The organism is Streptomyces sp. STR69, from assembly GCF_024519455.1.
Classification (GTDB): domain Bacteria; phylum Actinomycetota; class Actinomycetes; order Streptomycetales; family Streptomycetaceae; genus Streptomyces.
On sequence record NZ_JALJRY010000010.1, the window covers coordinates 141,534 to 165,611 of the forward strand.

Sequence of the window (24,078 nt, forward strand, 5' to 3'; positions counted from 1 at the left end):
GCCTGGCCGTACGCGCCATGGTCTACGCGGTACTCGGCGGCGCGGCACTGATCGCCATCGCCACGGTCGTGTCGGTCCTCGGCCCGATGCTGGCGATCGACCTCTACACCCCACCCGTGGCGGCCTGGTGGACGGTCTTCACGGCGGTAGCCGTCCAGGGCGTCCCCTTCCTGCTGCTGGGCACGGTGGTCTCGGCGGCGATCGGCGCGTTCGTCCCCGAGCGGGTGTTCACCCGGCTCCTCCCCCGCAACCAGGCACTGGCCGTCCCGATCGCGGGCGCGGCAGGAGTCGTACTCCCGGGTTGCGAGTGCGCGTCGGTACCGGTGGCGAGCAGCCTGATGCGGCGTGGGGTCGCCCCGGCCTCGGCCCTGGCCTTCCTGCTGTCCGCCCCGGCGATCAACCCGGTTGTCCTGGTGGCCACTTCGATCGCCTTCCCGGGCCAGCCGAAGATGGTGCTGGGCCGTCTGGTCGCGTCCCTGGCGACGGCGGTGGTGATGGGCTGGCTGTGGGCGCGCTTCGGCCGGGAGGAGTGGCTACGACTCCCAGGGCGCACCCGGCCCACCCACGCGACGGTGGGCGTGAAGGCGTTCGTCGCGGGTCTGCAGCACGACTTCCTCCATGCCGGCGGTTTCCTGGTGCTGGGCGCGGCAGCTGCGGCGACCTTCAACATCGCCGTACCGCGCTCGATCCTGGACATCTTCACGGGCTCGTCCTGGCTGTCACTGCTCCTGCTGGCCCTCCTGGCGGTGGTGCTGTGCGTATGCAGCGAGGCGGACGCGTTCGTCGCCGCCTCGCTGAGCGGCTTCTCACCGGCGGCGAAACTGGCGTTCATGGTGGTGGGCCCGATGGTCGACCTGAAGCTGATCGCACTGCAGGCGGGCACGTTCGGCCGTTCCTTCGCCCTCCGCTTCTCCTCGACGACCTGGCTGGTCGCCGTGACGAGCAGCACGCTGGTGGGTTGGTGGTTGCTGTGAGGAGCTACGGCTCGGCGGTCCTGCTCCTGCTGACGGGCGGGGCGGTGCTGCGGATCTCTCTCTTCAGCGACCTGTATCTGCGGTATGTGCAGGCGGCGTTGCGGCCGTATCTGGTGATCTCCGGTTCGCTGCTGATGCTGCTGGGGGTCGTGGCGGCTGTCAGAGGCATGCTCCACAGGGACCACGAGGAGACACACGAAGAACCTGAGGAACAGGAAGAGGAGGAAGAGGAAGCGCACTCCCACGGCGGCCCCCGCATCGCCTGGCTCCTCCCCCTCCCCGCCCTCGCGCTGCTCCTCTTCCCGCCCCCGGCGCTGGGCTCGTACAGCGCGGGGCGCGAGCAGGCGCAGTTGGCGGCACAGGGCGTGGGCACCTTCCCCGCGCTGCCCGCCGCCAAGGTGCTGGACATCTCGGTAGCCCAGTACAGCTCACGGGCGATCTACGACACCGGCCACTCCCTCAAGGGCCGCACGGTCCGTATGACGGGCTTCGTCACCCACGGCTCGAACGGCACCTGGTACGTCACCCGCCTCGTCGTCACCTGCTGCGCCGCCGACGCGACGACCAGCAAGGTCGAGATCAGAGGCACCGAGTCCGACGACGCCCCCCAGACCGACACCTGGGTCACCGTCACCGGCACCTGGCTACCCAAGGGCAGACTCGGCACGGACGGAGCATGGCCCCCACTCCTCGACGCGACCACCGTCACCCAGGTGAAGCAGCCGGCGGATCCGTACGAGAAGCGTTGAGGCTGTTCCGGAGATACGGGTGATTCCGGAGCGTTAAGGTGCTGGTGATGCGCAGGGTGTGGGGCGCGTCACACATCGCTACGAAACAGGGGTCGCGGGGGGAAGCTCGCGCGGCCGTGCATCTGGGGGGCCTCATGCACGAGATGGTCAAGGGTGGGAACGTCGGTCTGGCGTCGCTGAGCGAGGACATCGGCTCGGTGCTGATGAGCCTGAGCTGGGGAAGTCCGACGGGAGAGGGCGACGCGGACGTCTCCGTACTGCTGCTGACCGGGGACGGAAAGGTACGCAGCGACGGGGACTTCTATTTCTACAACAACCCCGTCGCCGCCGACGGAAGTGTGCAACTGCTCGGAAAGGCACCGACGGCGGACGGCAGCGAGGACCGGATCACGTTCGACCTGACCGCGATCCCGGCCGGCGTCGAACAGATCGTGGTGGCCGCGAGCCGCTACGAGAGCGCCCGTTTCTCCGAACTCCAGGACCTGCGGCTGACGTTGGCCGACGGTTCCGGCGAGAGCCTGCTGCGCTTCTCGATCGACGATCCCGGCGAGGTCAGCGCGCTGCTCTTCGGCGAGTTCTACCGGCGGGGCGGCGACTGGAAGTTCCGGGCGATCGGGCAGGGCTACGAGTCCGGACTGGCCGGTGTGGCAACGGACTTCGGCGTCGACATCGACGACGACGCGGACGTGGATGTGGAGGCTGCGCCTGATGCGGAGTCCGAGGCCGAATCCGGATCCGAGGTCGCGACCGAAGTCCGTACGACGGAAGCCGTCGCCGCGATTCCCGCGCAGCCGCCGAGTCCCGCGGTCGAGTCGGTTCCCGGGGGCCCCGAGGCCACTGCCCCGACCCGTCCCGCCCGTCCCCGTACCGCCAAGAAGAAGGTCACCCTGCCGAAGGTGGCCAAGAAGTCCCTCGCCGAGAACGACTCCTGGCGGGGGGCCCGGCTCTTCCCGGCCTCCGCGCTCAAGAGCGATCACGAGCGGGAGACCCGGGCGACCTCAGTACTGCTGTCGGTGATGGCTCAAGTGCCCGAGTTCGGACGGCGGTTGACGGCGGCTTTCGGCGCCCCGGTCGGCCGGATGGAGACGTTCACCGAGGTCACGCTGCCCAACGGAGAGTCCCCTCGGCGGCCCGACGGGGTGATCCGGGTCGAGCGGGCGGGCAAGCTGTGGACCGCGCTCGTCGAGACGAAGACGAACGGTAACCCCCTCAAGCCGGACCAGGTGCAGGCCTACGCGGACATAGCGGCCCGGCGCGGATATGAGGCCGTCATCACGCTCTCCAACGATGTCGAGCTGGAGGGCAGTCCCCTGGTGGAGGTCAAGCTCGACGGGCGGCGCAAGAACAAGGTGGCGCTCTGGCATCTGTCCTGGGCCGAAGTCGCCCACCAGGCACAGATGTTGATCCGGCACGAGGGCGTCGGGAACGCGGCGCACGCCTGGCTGCTCCAGGAACTGCTCCACTACCTCCAGCACGAGAACTCCGGCTGTCACGGCTTCCAGAACATGGGCCGCTCCTGGGTCCCGGTGCGCAACGCGATCGACGCCGAGACCCTGTGCCAGGGCGACCCGCGCGCGGTGGAGGTCGTAGAAAGCTGGGAACGGCTGGTGCGGCAGGTGTGCCTGCGGCTGGGCGGCGAACTCGGTGAGAAGGTGCTGCCCGTGCAGCGCGCCAAGCGCGGCACCGATCCGGCCTCCCGCCGCGCCGCCCTCGCCGACCGGCTCTGCGCCGAAGGCAGACTCGACGCCGAACTCCGTATCGAGGGCACGCCCGGTGTGCTGGCCCTCTGCGCGGACCTGCGCACCGGCAAGCTGCGGACGTCGATCGAGATCGCGGCCCCCGACCAGGGCTATCCCCTCAGCTGGGCCAAGCGGCTGGTCCGCAGGCTCGCCGAGGCACCGGCCGATCTCCACGTCGAGGCCGTGCTGGAGGGGCAGGCGGGCGGTCCGCGCGGCACGCTGGAACGTCTGCGACCCGAACCGGCCGACATCCTCCCCAAGAACGGCGCCCAGATCACCGGCTTCCGCCTGTCCCTCTTCAGAGGAATGGGCAACACCCGGGGCACCGCCGAATCGGGCTTCATCCGCAGCGTCGACGAGTCCGTGGACCGGTTTCACGCCCATGTGGTGGTCCACCTGGACGGCGGCCGTTCGACGCGTTCGCGGCGGCCCGTCGAGGCCTGAGGCGCCAGGCGCGAGGCGTCGGACGCCAGGTGCCAGGGAACCGAGCGCTGGTCGGGTGCGGCCGACTGTCAGATCTGCACCCGCCCCTGCCGCTGCACATCCGTCAGCCGTTGCGCCCCGATCTCCAGTGCCCGGCTCGTCGCGTCCGGGGGTACGTTCGCCGGCCCCCCGGCCGTGAGGGTGATGGTGTCGTCGCCGATGCGGACGGCGGCGGTGTCCAGGGTGAGGGTGGACTGGTCGCCCTCCGGGGTGGTGCCGGTGAGGGTGAGGTGGAGGCCCTCGCGGGCGTCGCCGACGTTCGGGAGGGTGGCCTCCGTGACCGTCACGGTCTGCGGGCCGGAGCGGGTGGTCGTCGCCGTGAACTGGGCGCATTTCTGCGGGAGCGTCTTCAGCCAGGCCAGGGTGCGGTTCACGTCGGCGGACCGGAACGCGGCCACCTGGTAGTGGAGTTGGGCCTCGTCGTCGGTGTCGTCGAGGCCGATCACCGCCTGGGCGGTGGCGGGGGTGCCGAGGAGTTCGTCGGCGTAGAGCGCGTCCAGGAGCCGTTGGCAGTCGGGGTCGGCGGTCTTCGCCTTGAGGAGGCTGTCGCGCCAGGTCGCCGTGCCCTGGGTCGGGGTCCAGGGGGCGCCCAGGTCCAGGTCCGTGATCAGCGCGGTCTGCGCCTGCGCCTGGGTGAGGACGGGGGCCGCGGCGGGGGACGCGTGCGCCGCGGGGGTTCGTACGACCGAGGGGGAGGGCGCGCTCGTCACCTTGTGCAGGGCGGCCTCGTTCGCGCAGCCCGCGGCCGTCAGCAGGGTGCCCGCCGACAGTGCCGAGGCGAGGAGGAGGACACGGGCCGGGGAACGGGTCATCGAGGGTCCCTCCTGGGGCGGACGCGTGACGCGGATGTCGGAGCGTGCTCCCACGGCACCATCGCCCGCGCCCGCCCACCAGCGCTCCGGGCCGTCCGGGTGAGAAACCGGATCACCCTCACCGGATCGCCCCATCGGAAAACCAATACCGGGCATTCGGTTCCTCATTGGCCGCCCGTCCGCACCCCGCCTACTGTCGGAGTCAGTTCACCGACCACCGCCCTGGAGACCCCCATGTCGAAGATCCTCTTCGTGCTGACCGGCGCCGACCACCTCACCCTGGCCGACGGGACCCTGCACCCCACCGGCTACTGGGCCGAGGAGGCCGTCACCCCGTTCGAAGCCTTCAAGGCGGCCGGTCACGAGGTCGTCGTCGCCACGCCCGGCGGTGTCGTACCGCCCGTGGACCGGGGCAGCCTCGCCCCCGACTACAACGGCGGCCAGGAGAACGCCGACCGGGTCGCGGGCGTGCTCGCGTCGAGCGCCGAGTTCCAGCACCCGGTCAAGCTCACCGAGGTCGACCTCGCCGACTACGCCGCCGTCTACTACCCCGGCGGCCACGGCCCGATGGAGGACCTCGCCGTCGACGCCGACTCCGGCCGGCTCCTCACCCTGGCCCTCGCCTCCGGCAAGCCGCTCGGCGTGGTCTGCCACGGCCCGGCCGCGCTTCTCCCGGCCACCAAGGAGGACGGTACGAACGCCTTCGCCGGGCGGCGGCTCACCGGGTTCACCAACGCCGAGGAGACCCAGGGCGGCCTCGCCGACAAGGTGAAGTGGCTGCTCCAGGACCGGCTGGTGGAGCTCGGCGCCGACTTCCAGGAGAGCGAGCCGTGGGCCCCGTACGTCGTGGTCGACGGCAACCTCGTCACCGGCCAGAACCCGGCGTCCTCCGCACCGGTCGCGGACGAGCTGCTGAAGAAGCTCGCCTGAGCAATTCCGTCGCGGTGGCCGTCGTACGACTGCTACGGTCCGCCGCATGAAGCGCGCCAAGCCGTTCGTGTCCGCCATGACGACGACGCCGGAGAGTGTCCCGGCGCGCTGACTGCTGACCCAAGCCGAAGCCCCGGGGCTTCGACGCGTGGTGCTCGCCTCTCGGTCTCTTCTTTCGCGAGGAGTTCACCATGTACGACCACCGACGTCTCGGCCGAGAGCTCGGCCTCTTCGACACCGACCCCCTGATGGGTGCGGGACTGCCGTACTGGCTGCCGGACGGTGCCGTCGTCCGGCATCAACTGGAGGAGTACGTAAGGGGGTTGGAGTGCGCTGCCGGGTATCGGCACGTGTACTCGCCCGTTCTCGGCAAGCGTGAGCTGTACGAGATCTCCGGGCACTGGTCGCACTACAGCGACGACATGTTCCCGCCGATGCGACTGGGCGCGGAGGAGGTCGTCCTGCGCCCCAGCCTCTGTCCCCATCACGCCCTCATCTACCGTTCCCGCTCCCACAGCTACCGCGAACTGCCGCTCCGGATCGCCGAGTTGGGCGGCATGTACCGCTCCGAACTCTCCGGCGTGCTGGGCGGACTGACCCGGGTCCGTGCCATCCAGCTCAACGACGCGCACATCTTCTGCACCCTCGACCAGGCCGTCGAGGAGGCCCGCGCAGCCCTCGCACTCATCGCCCGCGCCTACGCCGACCTCGGCATCCGCGCCTCCCGCTACCGGCTCTCACTGCCGGGGGACGGCGGCAAGTACGTTGCGGATCCGGCCCTTTGGCGCCGGGCGACCGAGTTGTTGCGCGCGGTCCTCGACGGCTCGGGCATCGCCTACGAGTCCGCCGAGGGCGAGGCCGCCTTCTACGGTCCGAAGATCGACGTCCAGATCGAGGACGCGGCCGGCCGCGAGGCCACCCTCTCCACCGTCCAGATCGACTTCCACCAGCCCGAACGCTTCGACCTGCACTACATCGGCGCCGACGGCGCGAAACACCGGCCGGTCATGGTGCACCGCAGTGTCATCGGGAGCGTGGAGCGGGCGGTGGCGCATCTGGTGGAGCAGCACGGCGGGGCGTTCCCGGCGTGGCTGGCGCCGGTGCAGCTGGTGGTCCTCCCGGTGTCGGAGGCGCAGGAGGCGCAGGCCTACGACCTCGTCGAGCGGGCCCTCGCCCACGGGCTGCGCGCCGAGGTCGCCGTCGAGGGCAGCCTCGGTGCCCGTATCCGGGCGGCGCGACTGGTCCCGTACCAGGCGGTGATCGGCGAACGGGAGGCCGACGCGGGCCTGGTCGCCGTACGGCTGCGGGACGGCCGCCGGGTCGAACCGCTGCCCGCCGCCGAACTGCTGCACCACGTCGCCGCCCGGGTCGGGGCGCGCGGCGCCGAACTGTGGGCGGATGCGTAAGGTCGCAACCGAACAGCACCGTTGAGTCGAGAGGACCCTGCCGTGACCGGTCAGCCCATCCCCGTGATCATCGACTGCGACACGGGGGTCGACGACGCCCTGGCGCTGCTGTTCGCCGTCCGGCACCCGGGACTCGACCTGCGCGCGGTGACCTGTGTGGCCGGGAACACGGACGTGGACCAGGTCGTACGGAACACCCTGATCGTCCTGGACCACGCCGGTGCCGGTGACATCCCGGTCGCGCGCGGTGCGGCCCGCCCGCTGATCGAGCCGGCGCGGTCGGCCGCGCACGTCCACGGGCAGGACGGCATGGGCGACATGGGCCTGCCCGCGTCGGCGCGCAGGCCCGCCGACGTGGACGCGGTGACGCTGCTGCGCCGCGAGATCCTGGCGTCTCCGCGCCCGGTCACCCTGATCCCCACCGCGCCGCTGACGAACATCGCGCTGTTGCTGCGGACGTTCCCGGAGGTCACCCGCAACATCGAGCGGATCGTGTTCATGGGCGGCGCGGTGGCGGTCGGGAACGCCACCCCCGTCGCGGAGTTCAACGTGTGGCACGACCCGGAGGCGGCGGCGATCCTGCTCACCGCCGGGGTGCCGATCACGATGTACGGCCTGGACGTGTTCGAACGGGTCCAGGTCCCGGCCGCGGATGTCCAGCGCCTGCGGGAGAGCACGGAGCCGCGGCTGAGGCTGGCGGGCGATCTGCTGGCCCACCGCGACCCGGCCGCCTCCGGGGACCCCACCCCCACCGGCGGACTCGGCGACGCGGGCGCGGTCTGCGCGGTCGCCGACCCGGCCGGCCTCACCACCCGCCTCCTGCCGGTGGAGGTCTCCCTCGCCCCCGGCCCGTCCCGCGGCCAGACCGTCGTCGATCGCCGTTCCCGCCACGGCGAGTCCGAGATCCACGACGGGGCACGCGAACAGGCCCTGGTGGACGTGGGGTTGGACGTGGATGTGGACCGGTACGTGAAGCTGTGGCTGGAGACGGTGGAGGGCTAGACCGAGACAAGTCCCGGCCCAGCCCCGCACGTTCGAACGTTACGAGTGCGAAGCCCGCCGGCGGCGCGTCGCCACCACGATCGCCGCGCCGCCCGCCAGCAGTGCCGCCGCGCCGCCGACGATCGGACCGGTGTTGCTGCCGCCACCGGTCTCGGCGAGGTCGCCGCCGCCACCGTTGGGCGAGGGTGCCGCCGGGGCGCTGCTCGAACCGGAGGCGACCGGGGTCGGGTTGGACGGCGAGGCCGGGGTCGACTCGGAGGCGCTCGGGGTCGGGGTCGGGGAGTCGGAGGCGGGCGGGGTGGACTCGGGGGCCGACGGGGGGACCGAGGCCGGGGCCGAGGGGGACGGGGGCTGGGACTCGGTGGTCGTGCAGTCCTTGGTGCCGCCGTTCCAGGCCGCGATCAGCTTGTCCTTGATGACCGTGTGGTCGGGGCCCTTGGGCAGGTCGCCGTGGACGAAGCCGTCGCCGGCGGCGGGGTTGCCGTCGAACTTGACGGCGCCGCGGTAGAGGTCGATCTGCGCGAAGCAGCCCTCGTCCGGCACCGCGATGTCGAGCGAGTCGGTCTGGCCCTTCTTCACGGTGACCGTGTCGAAGTCGACGAAGACCTGCTGGCCGGAGGTGGCGAACGTCGGGCCGTGCGCGATGTACGAGGCGAGCGAGGCGGTGCAGGTCGAGGCGTCGCCCGCGGTGCGGACCTTGATGTGGACCTTGCCGTCGTCGGTGGGCTTCAGGTTCTGGTCGTCGACCTTGACGGAGGGGAAGAAGCTGGTGCCGTCCAGCGAGAACTGGCAGCCCTCGGTCTCGGTGACCGTGCCGGCGCCCGAACCGGGCCGGTAGTGGCCGCCCGACTCCCAGCCGTCACCGCCGTCGCCGTGCCCCCCGGTGGCCCAGGCACCGGACGCGGCGGCTACGGAGGCCGCGGCGAGGGCGAGGGAGGCGGCGCCCGTCCCCAACAGGCGGCGCACGGTGACACGACTGGCTATGGACATACTGATCCCATCTGGCGTGTACAGGGTGTGGAGGAGCGCGGAAGCGCAGCAACGAAGGAACACCGGGCCCACTGGTCACATGCGCCACAGCGTGTGCACATCGTGGGTCCACCGGAAGAAGACTGTCAACTCGCCTCGGTGTAGAGGGAATTCATAAGGAGACCACGTGACCGACCTGTCCTCCCATGACCCGAACTGGTGGCGTCAGGCCGTTGTGTACCAGGTCTATCCGCGCAGTTTCGCCGACGCGGACGGTGACGGACTCGGGGATCTGCGGGGCATCACCGAGCGGCTCACCCATCTGGCCGCCCTGGGCGTCGACGCCCTCTGGCTCAGCCCCTTCTACCCCTCCGAACTCGCCGACGGCGGCTACGACGTCGCCGACTACCGCGATGTCGACCCGCGCCTCGGCACCCTCGACGACTTCGACGCGATGGTCGCCGAAGCGCACCGGCTGGGCCTGAAGGTCATGGTCGACATCGTGCCCAACCACACCTCGCACCTGCACAGTTGGTTCCAGGAGGCGCTGGCCGCCGGTCCCGGTTCGCCAGCCCGCGACCGCTATGTCTTCCGGGCCGGACGCGGCGACGGCGGCCAACTCCCGCCCACCGACTGGCCGTCCGTCTTCGGCGGCAGCGCATGGAAGCAACTCCCCGACGGACAGTGGTACTTGCACCTCTTCACACCCGAACAGCCCGACCTGAACTGGGCCAACGAGGAGGTGCGGGCCGACTTCCGCACCACGCTCCGCTTCTGGTCCGACCGGGGCGTCGACGGCTTCCGCGTCGACGTGGCCCACGCACTGGTGAAGGACCTCGGCGAGCCGTTGCGCGACATCGGCCCCCTCGCGGCGAACTCCGAGGCGGTCCTGGACTCCCTCCCGCCCGGCACCCACCCCTACTACGACCGCGACGAGGTCCACGAGATCTACCGCGACTGGCGCCGCAGCGTCTTCGACACCTACACCCCGCCGCGCATGGCGGTCGCCGAGGCCTGGGTACCGGCCGCCCGCCGCGCCCTCTACGCCCGCCCCGACGAACTCGGCCAGGCCTTCAACTTCGAGTACCTGGAGGCCGGTTGGGACGCGGACGAACTGCGCGAGGTGATCACCGGCTCGCTCGCCACGGCCCACGCGGCAGGCGCCTCCGCCACCTGGGTGCTGTCCAACCACGACGTCGTACGCCATGCCTCGCGCCTGATGCTCCCCCCGGGCACCGACCCGAACACCTGGCTCCTCTCCGACGGCCGCACCCCGCCCGTCGACCCGGCGGCCGGCCTGCGCAGGGCCCGCGCCGCGACGCTGCTGATGCTGGCGCTGCCCGGTTCGTCGTACGTCTACCAGGGCGAGGAACTCGGACTGCCCGAGGTCGCCGACCTGCCCGTGGAGGTCCTCCAGGACCCGATCTGGGAACAACAGGGCCACACCCACAAGGGCCGCGACGGCTGCCGGGTACCCCTGCCATGGACCACGACCGGTCCGTCGTACGGCTTCGGGTCCGGCCCCGCGTGGCTGCCGCAGCCGGCGAGCTTCGCGTCGTACGCCGTCGAGGCACAGGACGGGAGGGAGGGCTCGACCCTGGAGCTCTACCGCGCCGCGCTGCGGCTGCGCCGCAAGCTGCTCGACGGGGAGGCGCTGGCCTGGGCCGTCGACAGCCCGCCCGGGGTGCTGCACTTCACGCGTTCCGAGGGCTGGCGGTGTGTCACCAACCTGTCGGCGCAGCCGGTCGCCCTGCCGCCGGGGGAGGTGCTGCTGAGCAGCGAACCGGCGGCGGGCGAGGGGCAGTTGGGGCAGTTGGGATTGCTGCCACCGGACACGACCGTGTGGCTGGGGGCGTAGCGCGCTCTGTGGCTGTGGCGCACTCACCCCACGGTCGGGGTCTGGCTCGGGTTGGCCGCGTTCTGGCTCGGTGACTCGCCCGGCAGGACCGGCGGCTGGGTGGTGCTGTTCACCGGCGGGGTGAGGACGACCTCCGGCTGGCCCGCGGCGGGGGGCGGCGGGGTCAGGTCCGTGGCGGGCAGCTTCGGCGGGGTCGTCTCCTGGAAGAGGACCTGGCTGAAGTTGACCAGGCCGGTCTCCTCCATCACCGTGATGTGGTCCAGGACCGTGGCGTTGGCCTGGTTGGCGAGGATCCGCACGAGGGTGTTCTCGGTCGTCGAGCGGATCTTCGCGATGGTGTTGAAGATCGAACCGTGCGTCACGCGCAGGATGTTGGCGAAGTCCGTGTCGAACTGCTTGCCGCTGTCCCCGTTCAGCGTGTTGATGAAGCCCTGCTGCTGCGGGCTGGGCTGGTTCGGGATCGTGATGTTGAGCATGGGCGCGATCTTGCGGACGGTGGAGTCCAGCGCCGCGTGCCCGTCGATCAGGTGCTTGCTCGCGGTGATGACCGCCGGGCTCGCCCCCTTCTTCAGGCCGATCTGGCCGACGGGGTACTCCCACAGCCCTGCCGCGCGGACCTTGACCACGAAGTCCCGGTCGGCCTCGGTCAACGGCCCCCACTGCGTGTTGGCGATCACACGTGTGGGCGCACTGGAGACCGTGTTGACGCCCAGCATTGCCGGATAGGCGAGGGCGACGAGAGTCAGGCTGAGGGCACCGCCCACCACCATGGTTCCCGTCGCGTTCCGCGAAAAGCGCACCGTACCTCCTGTGTCGTGGACCGCCCGTCGGCGGTACGGACAGTGGTGAGTACGGATCGGGGAAGCGTTCGAAGTCTTTGGTTTTGGTAAAGCCCGAGTGGGGCGCGTCACAAGTGGCGGGTGATGCCTCCGGTTCGGCGCCCCGGCTTTTTTGCGGGGGGCTAGTTGAACTGGCCGGGCTGGTAGTCGCCGGCCGGCATCGTGAGCATGACGTTCATGCGGTTGAAGCTGTTGATGAGGGCGATCAGGGAGACGAGGGCCATGAGCTGCTCGTCGTCGTAGTGCTTCGCGGCGTTCCCCCACACCTCGTCGCTCACCCCGCCGGCCGTGTCCGCGATCCGGGTGCCCTCCTCCGCGAGTTCGAGCGCGGCGCGCTCCGCGTCGGTGAACACGGTGGCCTCGCGCCACACCGCGACGAGGTTCAGCCGTACCGAGGTCTCGCCGGCGGCTGCGGCGTCCTTGGTGTGCATGTCGGTGCAGAACCCGCACCCGTTGATCTGACTCGCCCGGATCTTCACCAGCTCCTGCGTGGCGGCGGGCAGCGGTGAGTCGTCGATGACCTTGCCCGCGGCGATGAAGTGCTTCAGGGCCTTGCCGGCGATCGGGCTGGTGAAGGCGTTGAGTCGGGCACCCATGGTGGGCTCCTCTGCGTTTCGTTGCCGTTGCTTGCACAGGACTGACGAAACGGGCGGCGCGAATGTGACACGTACAGGGGGCGGCGAGCGAAAAGCGGTGGAGCGGCGCCGCTGTCCGCCTCTACCGTGCTGCCCGACCGAGTCGTCTGGGCAAGGACGTGCCGTTGTACACCGTGTGAGACCTCCCGAGTGCTGAATCGTCGCGCGTCGCGCAGGTGCGCCGCGCTCCTTTTTGCTGCGGACTTCTCACTGGAAACGGTGTACTTCTGTGCTCGAAAACTGGGTGGTCATGCCCACCTGCCTGCCGCTTGTCCGCCGTCGCTGTCATGCGTGCGGGGCCGGACACTTCGAGGCAAGCGGCAAGTTCCGCGTCAACGCCCACCACAAGCTGCTCGATGTCTGGCTCCTGGTGCTCTGTACGGGATGCGGGGACACGGCGAAACTCACGGTCCTGGAACGGGCGAACGTACGCTCCGTACGACCCGATCTCCTGGACCGCCTGCACGCCAACGACCCGGCCCTGACAGCGGAGTTGCTCCAGGACCCGGTCGTGCGGCGCCGTAACCGCATCGCTCTCGACTGGTCCGGAGCGTGGCGTCTCGACACCGGCGGCGGATCGGAGCACCTGGACCGCGAGGTGATCGACATAGCGGTCCGCTTCGCGGCACGGATCCCGGTCCGGCCGGTACGGCTGATCGCGGAGGGCTGCGCCTTGCCACGGGCCGAGGTCGAGAGCCTGATCAGGGAGGGGAGGCTGGTCTCGGCGGCTCGCCTGAACACGAGGCTCTCGGACAACTTCACCTTCACCCTCAAGAACTGACGCTCCGGCCCTCCGGCGCTCGTAGGACCTGCCTGACGGGTCCTACAGGCGTGGGTCAACGTCCCCCCGTTGACGGAATGTTGACCGGTGTATGGCACAGCGTTGGCGAACCCCCGCTATACGTTCGGCCCCATGCCACCACTCCCCCCACACCCCCAGCGGGCCCGTCAGGTGCCCCTCCCCGTGCTGCCCTATCGCAAGCCCACCAAGGGCCGTGACTACTGGGTGCTGAATGACGTCCTTCCGGATGCCGACGCCGTACGGGAGCGGTGTCTCGCGAAGGACGACTGGGTGAAGGGGTATCCGTACACCTCGGAGACCTGGCCGGGGCTGCGCACCATGCCGGGGTTGGAGCCCTCCGAACTGGGGCGGATCGAGCGGCTGGTCAAACAGGCCACCGGGGCAAAGGAGTTGTGGGTGCAGAAGGCGCCCGGCGGCGGGACGCTCAACCACAACTGCATCCAGGTCGTGGGGGAGGGCGAGAGCGAACCCCGGCCCCACACCGACTCGCGGTCGCTGTGCCGGTACGCCGCCGTGCTGTACCTCAATCCCTCCGTGCCGAAGGACTGCGGCACCAGTTTCTACCGGCAGCATCTGCCTGGTGGGCGGCTCGGCGGCAACGTCGTGCAGGCTCCGCACAACAACCTCGTCGAGGCTCTGGGCACGCGGTTCGTGGCGCCGGACGCCTTCGAGGAGGACGTGCGCGTGCCGCACAAGTACAACAGCCTGCTGCTCTACCACGCCAACCTCGTGCACAGCGCGACCGGTTACTACGGCAGCACCCTGGAGGAGAAGCGCATGACCGCCGTCTTCTTCTGGATGGCTTGAGCAGGGCAAACGCCCGCACGGCACCCTCTCTCCAAAAGTGTGTCACTTCTGCCAGAGGTGTCACGCTTTTTTTGGACCCCATGAGTCGCCGCTTCCCCGGGCCGTCCCTCAAGTGAGGGTCCCTTGCCCTACGCCCGCACGCCGGCGTCACCCGAACGGCGTGGCACTGCTCGCGGAAGCGGGCCGTCGGGGATGCGCTGGCAGGCACAGCCGCGGCGGAGGAGGCAGGGGTGACGGAACTCGACCGACTGCGGGCGCGGGTGGCCGCCCTGGAGGCGGAGCGGGCGCGCGGGCCTCGGCACCGGGTGCGTTCGCTGGTCGCCGTCCTGCTGGTCGTCGTCGGGTGTGTGCTCGCTCCGCTCGGGGTCGTGGCCGCGTGGACGGCGGACACGGTGGGTGACACGGACCGCTATGTGCGGACGGTGGCGCCCCTCGCCTCCCACCCGGACATCCAGGACGCCGTCGCGGACCGGGTGACGACGGCGGTCATGGGGCATCTCGACCTCACCACGCTGCTGTCCGGCGCGGCCCCGGCCGAACGCCCGCTGCTGGAGAAGGCGTTGGGGTCGCTCGGCGGTTCCCTGGAGGACGCGGTCCGCGCCTTCGTCCACGACAAGGCGCGGGCCGTCGCCGCCTCCGACGTCTTCGCCAGGATCTGGAAGGACGCGAACCGGCGTGTCCACAGCACTGTGGACAAAACCCTGACCGGCAGCGGCGGCGGTGCCGTACGGCTCGACGACGGCGCGGTGACGCTCGACGTCGGTCCGGTCGTCGACCAGGTGAAACAGCGGCTGGTCGACGACGGGATGACGGTCGCCGGGAAGATCCCCGAGATCCACACGTCGATCACGCTCGTCGAGAACGACGACCTCGACAAGTTCAAGACGTACTTCCGGCTGCTCCAACTGGCGGGCACCTGGCTGCCGTTGGTGGCCGTGGTCCTGGTCGCGGCCGGTGTACTGACGGCGAGGCGGCGGCGCAGGGCGCTGGTCACCGGCGCGCTGGGCGTGGCCGCCGCGACTGCTCTCCTCGGCATCGCGCTGCGGATCGCCCGCGCGCTGTATCTGGACGCGCTCCCGGGCGGGGTGTCGCAGCCCGCCGCCGCGGCGGTGTACGACGCGCTGACCCGGTTCCTGAGCACGACGGTGCGGATGGTCGTGGTGGTGGGGGTGGTGGTCGCGCTCGGTGCCTGGCTGACGGGGCCGGGTCGGTGGGCGGGTCTCGTACGGCGGCTGTGGACGTCCGGGATCGGGGCGGTGCGGGCCACGGCCGACGGGGCGGGACTGCGTACGGGGCCGGTGGGGCCGTTCGTCCGCCGGTACCGATCGTGGATCGACCGGCTTCTGATGGGCGCGGCCCTGCTGGCCTACCTGCTCTGGTCGTACCCGACGGGGTGGGCGGTGGTGGGGCTGGCGCTCGCGCTGCTGTTCGCGCTGGCGGTGGTGGAGTTCCTGGCGGCGGACGAAGACCCGGGGCCGAGGCCGGGGCTCACCCGGACGGCGTAATCCCCCTGGTGGAGGACCCGCCTCGGCCGGATGGTCGAAGCACCACACACCACACCACAGAGAGGTGGGGCACCGCCATGACGCAGCAGCCGCACTCGACACAGCAGCCGCACTCGACGTCCACCGGCGGCGAGGAGAAGCCCCCGGTCTGGAACGACGCCGGCCGGCACACCGGTCAGGCCCCCGGCACCCGCGGCTACGGCCCGCCCCCCTCCGGCGCCGGCCTCGCGGTCGGCGGTGCCGTCTTCGCCGGTGTCCTGATGCTGATGAACGGCGTGATCGCCATCCTCCAGGGCATCTCCGCACTCGCCAAGGACGACGTCTACACCCGCGTCGGCGACTACGTGTACAGCATCAACCTCACCGGCTGGGGCGTGATCCTCCTGTGTCTGGGCGCCGTGGGCGCGGTCACCGGCTGGGGCATCCTCAGGGGCATGAGCTGGGCCCGCGTCTGCGGCATCGTCCTCGCGAGCCTCAGCGCGATCCTCCAGTTCATGTTCCTCCCGTACGCCCCGATCTGGTCGGTCATCATGATCGCGGTCGATGTGTTCGTCATCTGGGCACTGGCGGTCTACGACCCGAAGACCTCCGGGGCGCCCCAGTAAGCACGAACAGCGGAACCGGCGGCGGGCGCGTCAGACGGGTCAGATGTGTCAGACGTGTCCGATGCCGCCCCCGCCGAAGGAACCGCTCCTTCCCGGCACCCAGCGCTGCCGGCTCTGGTCCTTTCCCGTTCTGCTTCCGGAGTGATGGAGCTGGTACGGCATCAGCCGTTCCTTCTCCTCCGAGGCGACGGGCATCTCGTCTGGTTCCCGCATCTCGCGCATCTCGTGGACGGCGCCGGTGGCGGGGAGGTGGGGCTGCTCCTCGGGGAGCGGCCGCGGAAGTTCCTGGTCCCGGACCTTCATACCGAAATGTATGGCCCAGACCAGCGCGCCTGCGATCAGCAGGCCACCGAGAAAGGCTGCGGTCACGTCGAGGGTGTTGTGCGACGACGCGGCCAGCAGTTCGTACGCTGCCGTGCTCATACTCCGAGTATCACTCTTCGGGAGTGAATGTGGCGATCCGCGTGAGATAAGCGGTGACCTCGGCGGGGTCCCGGGTGAGCAGCGCCAAGTGGTTGTCGGGGCGGACCAGCACCAGGGCCGGATCCGTGACGCCGTATGCCCGCCGCGCATGCCCCTCGTGGTCGAGCAGGTCGGCCACCGGGCCCGAGGCCACCGCGCCCGAAGTGCCGCCGTCCACCGTGAACCCCTGCAGCAGGCCGTCGTGCTCGACCGCCAACTTGCCCACGGTGTCCGCGAGTTCGGCACCGAAGCCGAGCAGCGTGAACCGCGGGTCGGCGTACACCTGGAAGAGCCGGACCGGGCGACCCGAAGCGTCGAGGCAGGGCGCGTCGGGCGCGCGGTCGCCCGGGCGCAGGACGGCAGCGTCGCCCGGAGTGCGGCCCTCCCCGACCCCGACGCCGATGACTCCACCCCGCTCACCAGACGCCTGGCCGCCACGCACCTGATCGTCGTACAGCAGGAACTCGGCATGGAGAACTGGCGGACGATGGCCGCGGGCCGCACCGCCGACGAGGCCTACGACGATGCCGTCGCCGAGGCGGAGCGTGCGTACGGCCAGCTCATGACAGGCCTGGACGCGGTGTTCCCGGCCGGGGCGGAAGGCCCCTGAGGGTGTAGTGGGCTACACCCCGCATTCGGCACCCTGCTCTCCCGCGCCGGCCGCAACCCGGTGCCAGCCTGGTGAGCATGGGTACGACAGTGCGGCAGGCGACGCGGGCGACGGTTCAACTGGCCAGAGGTGTGGCCATGACCCTCGGGACGTATCTCTTCGTCACCGCGCTGCTGATCGCGACCATGGGGACGCTGTTCGTCGTCGGTGCCTGGATGCTCCCGGAGGCGGTGCTGCTGGTGCGCCGGATCGCGGGCGCCAGGCGGCGGCAGGTCGCCGGATGGAGCGGGCGGGAGATCGCGGAGGCGTACCGGCCGCTGGACGGAAGGCCGTTGCGGGAGCGGTTCGTCGTGGCGGTGCGTGATCCCGGTACGTTCCGGGACCTGCGGTGGATGCTCGCCCAGTACGCCTACGGGCTGCTCGGCCTGCTCGCCGTCCCGCTGTGGATCGTAGGGCTGCCCGTCGACGGTGTGTGGTGCGGGCTGTTGCGCCGCCGGGCGCTGGTCCTGCCGTTGATCGGGCGGCTTGCGGACCTCGACGCGCGCTGGTCGACGGCCCTGCTGAAGCCGTCCCCGAAGGCGCTGCTCACCGAGCGCGTCGAGGAACTCGCCGAGACCCGGGCCGGAGTGATCGCCGCGCACGAGGCCGAACTACGGCGTATCGAGCGGGACTTGCACGACGGGACACAGGCCCGGCTGGTGGCGCTGTCGATGCGGATCGGACTGGCGAAGCGAGCCTACGACCGGGACGGCGGCGGTGATCCGGAGGCCGCCCGGCGGCTGCTCGCGCAGGCGCAGGACCAGGCGGAGGAGGCGCTGACGGAGTTGCGGCACGTCGTGCGCGGTATCCACCCGCCGATCCTCACCGACCGCGGGCTCGCCGGTGCCGTACAGGCGCTCGCCGCCGGCAGTGGGCTTCAAGTTGCCCTGGATGTAGAGGAGTTGGCGACCGGTTCGCGTGCCCCGGCCGCGGTCGAGGCCGCCGCGTACTTCCTGGTCGCCGAGGCGCTCACCAACGCGGCCAAGCACAGCGGCTCGGACCGCGCGGAGGTCCGGCTCGCCCGGGTGCCCCACGGGCTGGCGGTGTGCGTGCGGGACGAGGGAAAGGGCGGTGCCGAGGAGGCCGACGGCACCGGACTGCTCGGCCTGCGCCGCCGTATCGCCGCCCTCGACGGGACCGCATACGTGAGCAGCCCCGCCGGAGGACCCACGGTCGTCGCGGCGGAGCTGCCCTACACCTGGTGAACAGGCTTCAGAAGACTGCTGGTCGGAGAAACGACTAGTTGGAGAAGTAGATGTACTTCCAGCCGCTGTACGTCGTCGAGTTGACGTTGTCACCGGACGAACCGTTGATGTACGCGGCCCGGATGCGGGCCTTGATGCCGGACTGGCCGGGTGCGCCGAGGTTCACGGCGGCCTTGCCGCTCGTACCGAGGCCGAAGTACTCGGAGTCGGAGTCGTACCACCGGCCGTCGTAGTAGACCTGCAGGTCGAGCCGCTCCTGGCGGTTGGGGTAGTAGGTCATCGTCGTGGTGACGATCGGCGCCGTGTTCTTGTGGAACCAGTAGTACGACGTCGAGCCGATCTTCGCCGTCTTGTAGTGCTTGCTGATCGCGGTGGAGACCTTGACCTTGGCGTACGCCGTGACCTTCACCGTCTTGGCCGCGTTGCGCGCGTCACCGGCGAAGACCGCGGAGACGGCGGTGTCGCGGGTCATGTCCACGGTCACCGTGAGGTTGCCGCTGGAGTTGACCTTGCCGGTCTTGACCAGCTTCTTCGGCTTGTCGGCGCCGAAGGGGTCCGAGTAGATCGCGACCGTGCGGTTCTTGTAGGTCTTGCCGAGGTGCGCGGTGAACTTCACGTCGGCGCCGTACGAGTACAGCTTGCCGTTGTTGTTCAGGCTCAGGCTGGTGGCCGCGCGGGACACGGAGACCTTGTCGGAGGCGCTGACCGCCGCGTGCCCGGCGTCGCCCGCGTAGGCCACCTTGTAGGTGACCGTGCCGCCGGCCGGCGGGGTGTCGGCGAAGGAGTACGCGCCGTTCGCCTGCACCGTGACGGCGGGCAGTGCCTTGCCCTTCGGGGACTCCAGGTCGGTGCGCGTGACCTGCAGCTTCACGCCCGCCGGCAGGGCGACCGTCGCCGAGAGCTTCCCGGTGACGGTGAGCTTCTTGGCGCGGGTCGCGGAGGAGGGGGCGTTGACCGTGAGGGTCGGGACGTTCTTCTCGGGGTCGGTCAGCGCCTTGAGCGTGTAGCCGCCGCCCGACTTGCCGACGAGCGCGAAGATCCGCGAGTTGTCCGGGGCCCAGGTCAGGTCGGCGGTGCCGTAGACGCCGACGTTGTACGTGCGGATCGCCTTCGTGGCGTTCGGCCGGTACGTCGTGATCGTGCCGCCGCTGACCGTCGCGACCGTGCCGTCCGCGGCGATGTCGGCCTGCTGGCCACTCGGGTAGGTGCCCGCCTGGCTGAACTTGCCGTCCGCGTAGGCGTCCCGCACCGCGCCGTTCACCAGCAGCTCGTCGGCGCCGGGCACCAGGTCGATGTCGTAGATACCGCTGTTGAGCGTGTAGTCGCCGCCGTAGTAGGCGACCTTCTGCGGGGTGGCCCCCGAGACGTCCACGACGGCCATCGAGTCGGTGGAGATGCCGGTCTCGCCGATGGCGAGGAGGCCGGGCCGGGACGCGGCGGTGTCGAGGAAGCCCGGGTCCCAGATCGTGACGCCCTCGGGCATCTGTGCCAGGGCCACCGGGTCGGTGCCGCTCGCCGGGTCGATGGCCGGGTCGACCGAGCCGAGGTTGCCGGACCACTGGTCGCCGTAGGTGAACCAGACCTTGCCGGCGGAGAAGGCGAGGTAGCGCGGACCCTTGCCGGTGGCCACCGGATAGCGGGCCTTCACATCGAGGGTGGCCGCGTCGATCGCCACGATCTCGTGCGTCTCCTGCGCCGCCGCGTAGATGGTGGCCCCGTCGTCGGAGACGGCCAGGTCGGAGACTCCCTTGATCCCGCCGACCGAGGCGAGGACGTTGCCCGAGTAGTCGGTGGCCGCGACCGTACCGGCCGAACTGTCGCCCACGAACACCCTCTTGAGAGCGCTGTCCGCGACCACACCACCGGGCGAGGTGATGTTGGCGGTGGCCGCCGAGGCCGTACCCGCCGCTACGACGCTGAGCGCCGCCGAGCCGAAAAGAACCGCGAGCGCTGTCGCGGTGGAGATGCTGCGCATCCGCACGTGCTGTTCCCCCCACAAGGAAAACCGGTCTGGAGACCGGGAGTTGAGAGCGCCGCGCAACACCCGGACGTGACCGCGGATGAGAGTCGCGGTGACGCGCGGGGCGCGGCTGCTATGCGCAGCGTATGGCATGCCTGTGACAGGTGGGAAAGGAGTTATGCGGTTGTCGTGTACGCGCGCTGTTTGGGAGGCTCGCGATCACCATGACGAGGGGGCGTTGATGAGTGATGCGGCCGGGCGGCGGCGGGTGCCGGTGTGGCTGGGGATCGGTGCGGTCGTTCTCGCGGCGGTGGGCGGCGGCGGGACCTGGCTCTTCCGGGACGAACTGTTCCATCCGTTCGGGGACGCCCGGGCGTGTGCGGGGAGCGATCTGCGGCTGCCGCACACGATCGACGCCGGAGGCGCGACCCTTCCGGCCGACGCCTCCGACATCCACTACCTCACCCGCAACGGCAGCGTCGAGGTCACGTTCCTGAGCCATCGGATTTCGGACTACCTGCGCCGCGCGGGCGTTCTCCCGGAGGGGAAGGACCTGTTCGACCAGAAATACGGGACCAAATTCGGAGACGGCGAGGAGAAGGTCGCGCTGCCGGACGGCCTGTGCGGCACCTCCCTGCGGAGCCCCGCCTGGGAGTACCGGTCGACGGCCGCCAACGGCACCCCCGTCGACATCGTCGTCGAGCGGTCCCTGCTGCTCGACGACGCGTTCCGCTGGCCGGCCCGGGCCGTGGTCACCTTCACGTCCTGAGACCGGCTCGCGTCAGTGCCGGTTCACGTCAGTTCTGGTGGACGGAGTTGTGGCCCGGCCCGCCCGACAGGACGTCCGTGCCGGTGCCGCCCCACAGCGTGTCGTTGCCGGAGTTGCCGTAGAGGGTGTCCGCGCCGGCGTTGCCGTACAGGACGTCGTTGCCCGTGCCGCCGTAGAGGAAGTCGTTCCCGGCGCCGCCGCTGATCCTGTCGTTTCCGGCGCCGCCGGTCAGGCTCTGGCCGCCCGCGCCGCCGGTGATGACGTCGTTGCCCGCGCCGCCGTCGGCCGCGGCGCCCACGGTGGTGATGGTGTCGTTTCCGTTGCCGCCCTGGGCGATGGTCTCGGCGCCGGCGTGGATGGTGTCGTTGCCGTTCTCGCCCCAGCCCACCGAGTACTTGCCGAGGGTGAGCGTGTCGTTGCCGGTGCCGCCCGAGACGTAGTTGCCGTCGACGCTGCCGTCGTCGGTGGCCTTGTCGTTGCCGGCGCCCAGGTCGATCGAGGCGAAGTAGTACGTCTGGGCCGTCCTGTTGTGATACGTGAGGGTGTCGTTGCCGTCACCGAGCGTCAACTGCACGGTGGGGTAAGGGTCCTGGCTGTCGAAAGTGGTGACCGTGCAGGAGACCTTGGTGTGGTCAGCGGCGGTGGGGTAGGCGCAGCCGGTGCCGGGCTTGATGGTGACGACGTCGTCGATGACGTAGGTGATCTTGTCGGTGCCGGTCGTGTGCGTCGCGGTGACGACCGCCTTGTTGGCCTGGCCGGCGGCGGCCGTGTACAGGACCTCGTTGCCGCCGTTGCCGAGCGCGGCGGTGGCCGGAGCCGTGGCCGCGCCCGCGGTTCCGGCGAGGAGCAGCGGAGCGGCCAGGGCCGTGCCGAGAGCCAGGGTCATGAGGCGACTGACAGAACGAGTGGACATCGCACAACCTCCGTGAAACGTATGGGGAGTTGGCGGATTCCGAGGAATTCGAATTCCGACACCGCGTACGACCCGCCCCTCCAGGGCTTGGTTGTGCGCCGTTTCGCGTGTGAGTCGCCCCGGCGTGAATCGTCAGCCGTGGTTCAGCGCGAATTCATGAACTGGCCCGCCGATCAATGACAACCATCGCTATGAGGCACGGGCCGGTCCCGTCGCGTCACGGCTCAGCCGAAGCGGCCCGCCACATAGTCCGCCGTCCGCTCGTCCTGGGGGGAGCCGAAGACGTCGTCGGTGGCGCCGGCCTCCACGATCCCGCCGGGGGTGCCCTGTTCGGCGAGGAAGAACGCGCACTGCTGGGAGACGCGGGCGGCCTGCTGCATGTTGTGCGTGACGATCACCACGGTGACCTGCCCGGCCAGTTCGTGGATGGTCTCCTCGACCCGGCGGGTGGAGGTCGGGTCGAGCGCCGAGCACGGCTCGTCCATGAGCAGCACCCGGGGGCGTACGGCGAGCGCGCGGGCGATGCACAGCCGCTGCTGCTGGCCGCCGGACAGTGCGCCGCCGGGCTGCCGCAGCCGGTCGCGCACCTCCTTCCACAGGCCCGCGCGGGTCAGCGACTCCTCGACCAGCCCGTCCTTCTCGCGACGGCCGACCCGCGTCCCGGTCAGGCGCAGACCGGCCACCACGTTGTCGTAGATCGACATCGCGGGGAACGGGTTCGGCTTCTGGAAGACCATGCCGATACGGCGGCGGGCGTCCGTCAGCCGCCACGAGGCGTCGTAGATGTCCTCGCCCTCGAAGAGCACCTCGCCGCCGAAGGCCGCCGACGGGATCAGCTCGTGCATCCGGTTGAGGGTGCGCAGGAACGTCGACTTGCCGCAGCCGGACGGGCCGATGAGCGCGCTGACCTGGCCCGCGGGCATGGTCAGCGACACCTGGCCGAGCACCTGGTGGGTGCCGAACCAGGCCGAGACGGCGCGGGCTTCGAGGGTCGCGGGGGCGGCCGTCGGGTCGACGACGGGGAGGACGGCGGTGTCGGTCACGGTCATGTCTGGATCCCTCGGTTCACAGCAGGTTCGGCAGCAGTTCGGTGGTGCGCGTGGCGACCTGGAGGCCCAGGACCGCGACGAGCGGGGCGAAGACGATCCACGTCTGGTGACGGCCCCAGCGGTGCCACGCCCATACGGCCGCTACGGCGGCCAGCAGCAGCGCCTGCAACCACATCACCAGGGGCCACGGCACGCCCTCGGGGCGGGCGAGGGGTTCTTCGGAGCCCGGCAGGGTGCCGGAGCGGATCACCGCGGCCGGGGTCTGGAAGGCGGTCGAGACCAGGTCGGCGTCGATGCGCAGGACTCCGGAGGGCATGAAGTGCGGGCCGGTGGCGGTGACCAGGACCAGTCGTCCCGCGCCCGCCGCGAGCGGCGCGGGTGCCGGGTCGCCGGCCCGGCGGACGTCGGTGACCTGGTACCTCGCCGTGCCCTGGCCGGTGGTCACGCTGAACGTGACCCCCGCGCGCAGCTCGGCCAGCCGCCCGAACGGGCCGCCGTAGGCCGCCGCACGGCCCATCAGCACGCTGGTGCCGGACTGTCCGGGCAGCGGGGTGTCACGGCGGTGGCCCGGGCCGTCGGTCAGGACCGTCGAGTCGGTGCCCTCCAGGACGACCTGGCTCAGGCCCAGGGACGGGACGCGGATCAGGGCCACCGGGGTGCCGGGCGCGAGGAGCCTGCCCTGCTGGTCGGTCTGGGACACCGGGGCGGTGCCCAGGGCGAGTTGGCCGCGCAGCTCGTCGAACAAGGCGTGCTGCGCGGAGTGTTCCTGGGCGCCGCTGAACACGAGCAGCTGCGCGGTGATGCCGAGCAGCAGGGCGGCGAGGCTCAACAGACCGCCGCGCGCGAGGTGACGGACGGCGGTGACGCTCCGCACGTTCCGGACGCTCCGGACGCTCCGGACGAGGGTGTGCGGCGCGGCCGGGGCGGGCCTGACGGGGGTGGCGACGGTCATGGCG

The 24,078-nt window shown here is 70.7% G+C and carries 23 protein-coding genes and 1 pseudogene; 14 read left to right on the plus strand and 10 right to left on the minus strand.

All coding sequences use genetic code 11. From position 1 onward, the window contains the following. Positions 1 to 17: 17 nt before the first annotated feature. The 3 genes from OC490_RS20290 to OC490_RS20300 all read left to right on the plus strand — a co-directional run bounded on the left by OC490_RS20290 (position 18) and on the right by OC490_RS20300 (position 3,906). Entirely contained in the window at positions 18 to 974 is a 957-nt protein-coding gene (locus tag OC490_RS20290; RefSeq protein WP_262059521.1) for a permease, read from the plus strand. Next, positions 971 to 1,723: a TIGR03943 family putative permease subunit gene (locus OC490_RS20295; RefSeq protein WP_262059522.1), complete on the plus strand. Its 753-nt coding sequence runs from the start codon at positions 971 to 973 to the stop codon at positions 1,721 to 1,723. Before OC490_RS20290 ends, OC490_RS20295 begins: the two co-directional genes overlap by 4 nt. A 134-nt stretch (positions 1,724 to 1,857) precedes the next feature. Next, complete coding sequence (locus OC490_RS20300; protein ID WP_262059376.1) at positions 1,858 to 3,906, plus strand: TerD family protein; 2,049 nt, start codon at positions 1,858 to 1,860, stop codon at positions 3,904 to 3,906. 68 nt (positions 3,907 to 3,974) lie between these two features. Here the strand turns inward: OC490_RS20300 and OC490_RS20305 are convergent, their stop codons facing one another. Further along, on the minus strand, positions 3,975 to 4,757 hold the full coding sequence (locus OC490_RS20305) for a hypothetical protein (protein WP_262059377.1): 783 nt from the start codon (positions 4,755 to 4,757) through the stop codon (positions 3,975 to 3,977). Between the two features lie 234 nt (positions 4,758 to 4,991). On the opposite strand from OC490_RS20305, the gene OC490_RS20310 reads away from it, so the two are divergent. The 3 genes and pseudogenes from OC490_RS20310 to OC490_RS20320 all read left to right on the plus strand — a co-directional run bounded on the left by OC490_RS20310 (position 4,992) and on the right by OC490_RS20320 (position 8,095). Further along, complete coding sequence (locus OC490_RS20310) at positions 4,992 to 5,687, plus strand: type 1 glutamine amidotransferase domain-containing protein (protein ID WP_262059378.1); 696 nt, start codon at positions 4,992 to 4,994, stop codon at positions 5,685 to 5,687. Between the two features lie 128 nt (positions 5,688 to 5,815). Next, positions 5,816 to 7,093: pseudogene (thrS, locus tag OC490_RS20315) on the plus strand (threonine--tRNA ligase); the annotation flags it as partial. Positions 7,094 to 7,135: 42 nt separating this feature from the next. Beyond that, entirely contained in the window at positions 7,136 to 8,095 is a 960-nt protein-coding gene (locus OC490_RS20320) for a nucleoside hydrolase (RefSeq protein WP_262059379.1), read from the plus strand. Between the two features lie 39 nt (positions 8,096 to 8,134). On the opposite strand, the gene OC490_RS20325 is transcribed toward OC490_RS20320, so the two are convergent. Beyond that, on the minus strand, positions 8,135 to 9,085 hold the full coding sequence (locus tag OC490_RS20325) for an LAETG motif-containing sortase-dependent surface protein (RefSeq protein ID WP_262059380.1): 951 nt from the start codon (positions 9,083 to 9,085) through the stop codon (positions 8,135 to 8,137). Between the two features lie 166 nt (positions 9,086 to 9,251). Between OC490_RS20325 and OC490_RS20330 the strand changes: the two genes are divergently transcribed. Then, positions 9,252 to 10,922 (plus strand): glycoside hydrolase family 13 protein, encoded by a 1,671-nt coding sequence (locus tag OC490_RS20330; protein WP_262059381.1) that lies wholly within the window; start codon positions 9,252 to 9,254, stop codon positions 10,920 to 10,922. Positions 10,923 to 10,945: 23 nt separating this feature from the next. Here the strand turns inward: OC490_RS20330 and OC490_RS20335 are convergent, their stop codons facing one another. Further along, the gene (locus OC490_RS20335; protein ID WP_262059523.1) at positions 10,946 to 11,686 is read right to left on the minus strand and encodes a DUF4142 domain-containing protein; all 741 of its coding nucleotides are present in this window, start codon (positions 11,684 to 11,686) and stop codon (positions 10,946 to 10,948) included. Positions 11,687 to 11,883: 197 nt separating this feature from the next. Continuing rightward, on the minus strand, positions 11,884 to 12,357 hold the full coding sequence (locus tag OC490_RS20340) for a carboxymuconolactone decarboxylase family protein (RefSeq protein WP_262059382.1): 474 nt from the start codon (positions 12,355 to 12,357) through the stop codon (positions 11,884 to 11,886). Positions 12,358 to 12,646: 289 nt separating this feature from the next. Here OC490_RS20340 and OC490_RS20345 point away from each other — a divergent pair, with 289 nt between their 5' ends. From OC490_RS20345 to OC490_RS20360, 4 genes are all read left to right on the plus strand, one after another. Further along, entirely contained in the window at positions 12,647 to 13,177 is a 531-nt protein-coding gene (locus tag OC490_RS20345) for a DUF1062 domain-containing protein (protein WP_262059383.1), read from the plus strand. Between the two features lie 132 nt (positions 13,178 to 13,309). Further along, entirely contained in the window at positions 13,310 to 14,005 is a 696-nt protein-coding gene (locus OC490_RS20350; protein WP_262059384.1) for a DUF6445 family protein, read from the plus strand. A gap of 230 nt (positions 14,006 to 14,235) precedes the next feature. Further along, on the plus strand, positions 14,236 to 15,510 hold the full coding sequence (locus OC490_RS20355) for a hypothetical protein (protein WP_262059385.1): 1,275 nt from the start codon (positions 14,236 to 14,238) through the stop codon (positions 15,508 to 15,510). Positions 15,511 to 15,587: 77 nt separating this feature from the next. Beyond that, entirely contained in the window at positions 15,588 to 16,115 is a 528-nt protein-coding gene (locus OC490_RS20360) for a hypothetical protein (RefSeq protein ID WP_262059386.1), read from the plus strand. Between the two features lie 48 nt (positions 16,116 to 16,163). Here the strand turns inward: OC490_RS20360 and OC490_RS20365 are convergent, their stop codons facing one another. Further along, a complete protein-coding gene (locus tag OC490_RS20365) occupies positions 16,164 to 16,538 on the minus strand; it encodes a DUF6479 family protein (RefSeq protein WP_262059387.1) in 375 nt (124 codons plus the stop codon). 10 nt (positions 16,539 to 16,548) lie between these two features. Then, a complete protein-coding gene (locus OC490_RS20370; protein WP_262059388.1) occupies positions 16,549 to 16,794 on the minus strand; it encodes a hypothetical protein in 246 nt (81 codons plus the stop codon). On the opposite strand from OC490_RS20370, the gene OC490_RS20375 reads away from it, so the two are divergent. Further along, positions 16,780 to 17,187 carry a hypothetical protein gene (locus OC490_RS20375; RefSeq protein ID WP_262059389.1) on the plus strand — a complete coding sequence of 136 codons (408 nt, stop codon included), beginning with the start codon at positions 16,780 to 16,782 and terminating at the stop codon, positions 17,185 to 17,187. The two genes, OC490_RS20370 and OC490_RS20375, sit on opposite strands and share 15 nt — an antisense overlap. A gap of 77 nt (positions 17,188 to 17,264) precedes the next feature. Continuing rightward, positions 17,265 to 18,431, plus strand: coding sequence for a sensor histidine kinase (locus tag OC490_RS20380; protein WP_262059390.1), 1,167 nt, complete (start codon positions 17,265 to 17,267; stop codon positions 18,429 to 18,431). A 34-nt stretch (positions 18,432 to 18,465) separates the two neighbouring features. Here OC490_RS20380 and OC490_RS20385 read toward each other — a convergent pair whose 3' ends face one another. Continuing rightward, positions 18,466 to 20,406 (minus strand): YncE family protein, encoded by a 1,941-nt coding sequence (locus OC490_RS20385; RefSeq protein ID WP_262059391.1) that lies wholly within the window; start codon positions 20,404 to 20,406, stop codon positions 18,466 to 18,468. 226 nt (positions 20,407 to 20,632) lie between these two features. Here OC490_RS20385 and OC490_RS20390 point away from each other — a divergent pair, with 226 nt between their 5' ends. Beyond that, positions 20,633 to 21,160: a hypothetical protein gene (locus tag OC490_RS20390; RefSeq protein ID WP_262059392.1), complete on the plus strand. Its 528-nt coding sequence runs from the start codon at positions 20,633 to 20,635 to the stop codon at positions 21,158 to 21,160. 28 nt (positions 21,161 to 21,188) lie between these two features. Here the strand turns inward: OC490_RS20390 and OC490_RS20395 are convergent, their stop codons facing one another. From OC490_RS20395 to OC490_RS20405, 3 genes are all read right to left on the minus strand, one after another. Then, positions 21,189 to 22,046 (minus strand): calcium-binding protein, encoded by an 858-nt coding sequence (locus OC490_RS20395; protein ID WP_262059393.1) that lies wholly within the window; start codon positions 22,044 to 22,046, stop codon positions 21,189 to 21,191. Positions 22,047 to 22,297: 251 nt separating this feature from the next. Next, entirely contained in the window at positions 22,298 to 23,122 is an 825-nt protein-coding gene (locus tag OC490_RS20400) for a phosphate ABC transporter ATP-binding protein (protein WP_262059394.1), read from the minus strand. A 16-nt stretch (positions 23,123 to 23,138) separates the two neighbouring features. After that, positions 23,139 to 24,074 (minus strand): sortase, encoded by a 936-nt coding sequence (locus OC490_RS20405; protein ID WP_262059395.1) that lies wholly within the window; start codon positions 24,072 to 24,074, stop codon positions 23,139 to 23,141. Positions 24,075 to 24,078: the final 4 nt, after the last annotated feature.

Excerpts from the sequence above, each read along its gene's own strand:
- OC490_RS20290 (WP_262059521.1), top strand. The coding sequence starts at position 18 with ATGGTCTACGCGGTACTCGGCGGCGCGGCACTGATCGCCATCGCCACG.
- OC490_RS20300 (WP_262059376.1), top strand. The coding sequence starts at position 1,858 with ATGCACGAGATGGTCAAGGGTGGGAACGTCGGTCTGGCGTCGCTGAGC.
- OC490_RS20305 (WP_262059377.1), bottom strand. The coding sequence starts at position 4,757 with ATGACCCGTTCCCCGGCCCGTGTCCTCCTCCTCGCCTCGGCACTGTCG.
- OC490_RS20310 (WP_262059378.1), top strand. The coding sequence starts at position 4,992 with ATGTCGAAGATCCTCTTCGTGCTGACCGGCGCCGACCACCTCACCCTG.
- OC490_RS20325 (WP_262059380.1), bottom strand. The coding sequence starts at position 9,085 with ATGTCCATAGCCAGTCGTGTCACCGTGCGCCGCCTGTTGGGGACGGGC.
- OC490_RS20340 (WP_262059382.1), bottom strand. The coding sequence starts at position 12,357 with ATGGGTGCCCGACTCAACGCCTTCACCAGCCCGATCGCCGGCAAGGCC.
- OC490_RS20345 (WP_262059383.1), top strand. The coding sequence starts at position 12,647 with ATGCCCACCTGCCTGCCGCTTGTCCGCCGTCGCTGTCATGCGTGCGGG.
- OC490_RS20350 (WP_262059384.1), top strand. The coding sequence starts at position 13,310 with ATGCCACCACTCCCCCCACACCCCCAGCGGGCCCGTCAGGTGCCCCTC.
- OC490_RS20360 (WP_262059386.1), top strand. The coding sequence starts at position 15,588 with ATGACGCAGCAGCCGCACTCGACACAGCAGCCGCACTCGACGTCCACC.
- OC490_RS20365 (WP_262059387.1), bottom strand. The coding sequence starts at position 16,538 with ATGAGCACGGCAGCGTACGAACTGCTGGCCGCGTCGTCGCACAACACC.
- OC490_RS20380 (WP_262059390.1), top strand. The coding sequence starts at position 17,265 with ATGGGTACGACAGTGCGGCAGGCGACGCGGGCGACGGTTCAACTGGCC.
- OC490_RS20385 (WP_262059391.1), bottom strand. The coding sequence starts at position 20,406 with ATGCGCAGCATCTCCACCGCGACAGCGCTCGCGGTTCTTTTCGGCTCG.
- OC490_RS20390 (WP_262059392.1), top strand. The coding sequence starts at position 20,633 with ATGAGTGATGCGGCCGGGCGGCGGCGGGTGCCGGTGTGGCTGGGGATC.
- OC490_RS20395 (WP_262059393.1), bottom strand. The coding sequence starts at position 22,046 with ATGACCCTGGCTCTCGGCACGGCCCTGGCCGCTCCGCTGCTCCTCGCC.
- OC490_RS20400 (WP_262059394.1), bottom strand. The coding sequence starts at position 23,122 with ATGACCGTGACCGACACCGCCGTCCTCCCCGTCGTCGACCCGACGGCC.
- OC490_RS20405 (WP_262059395.1), bottom strand. The coding sequence starts at position 24,074 with ATGACCGTCGCCACCCCCGTCAGGCCCGCCCCGGCCGCGCCGCACACC.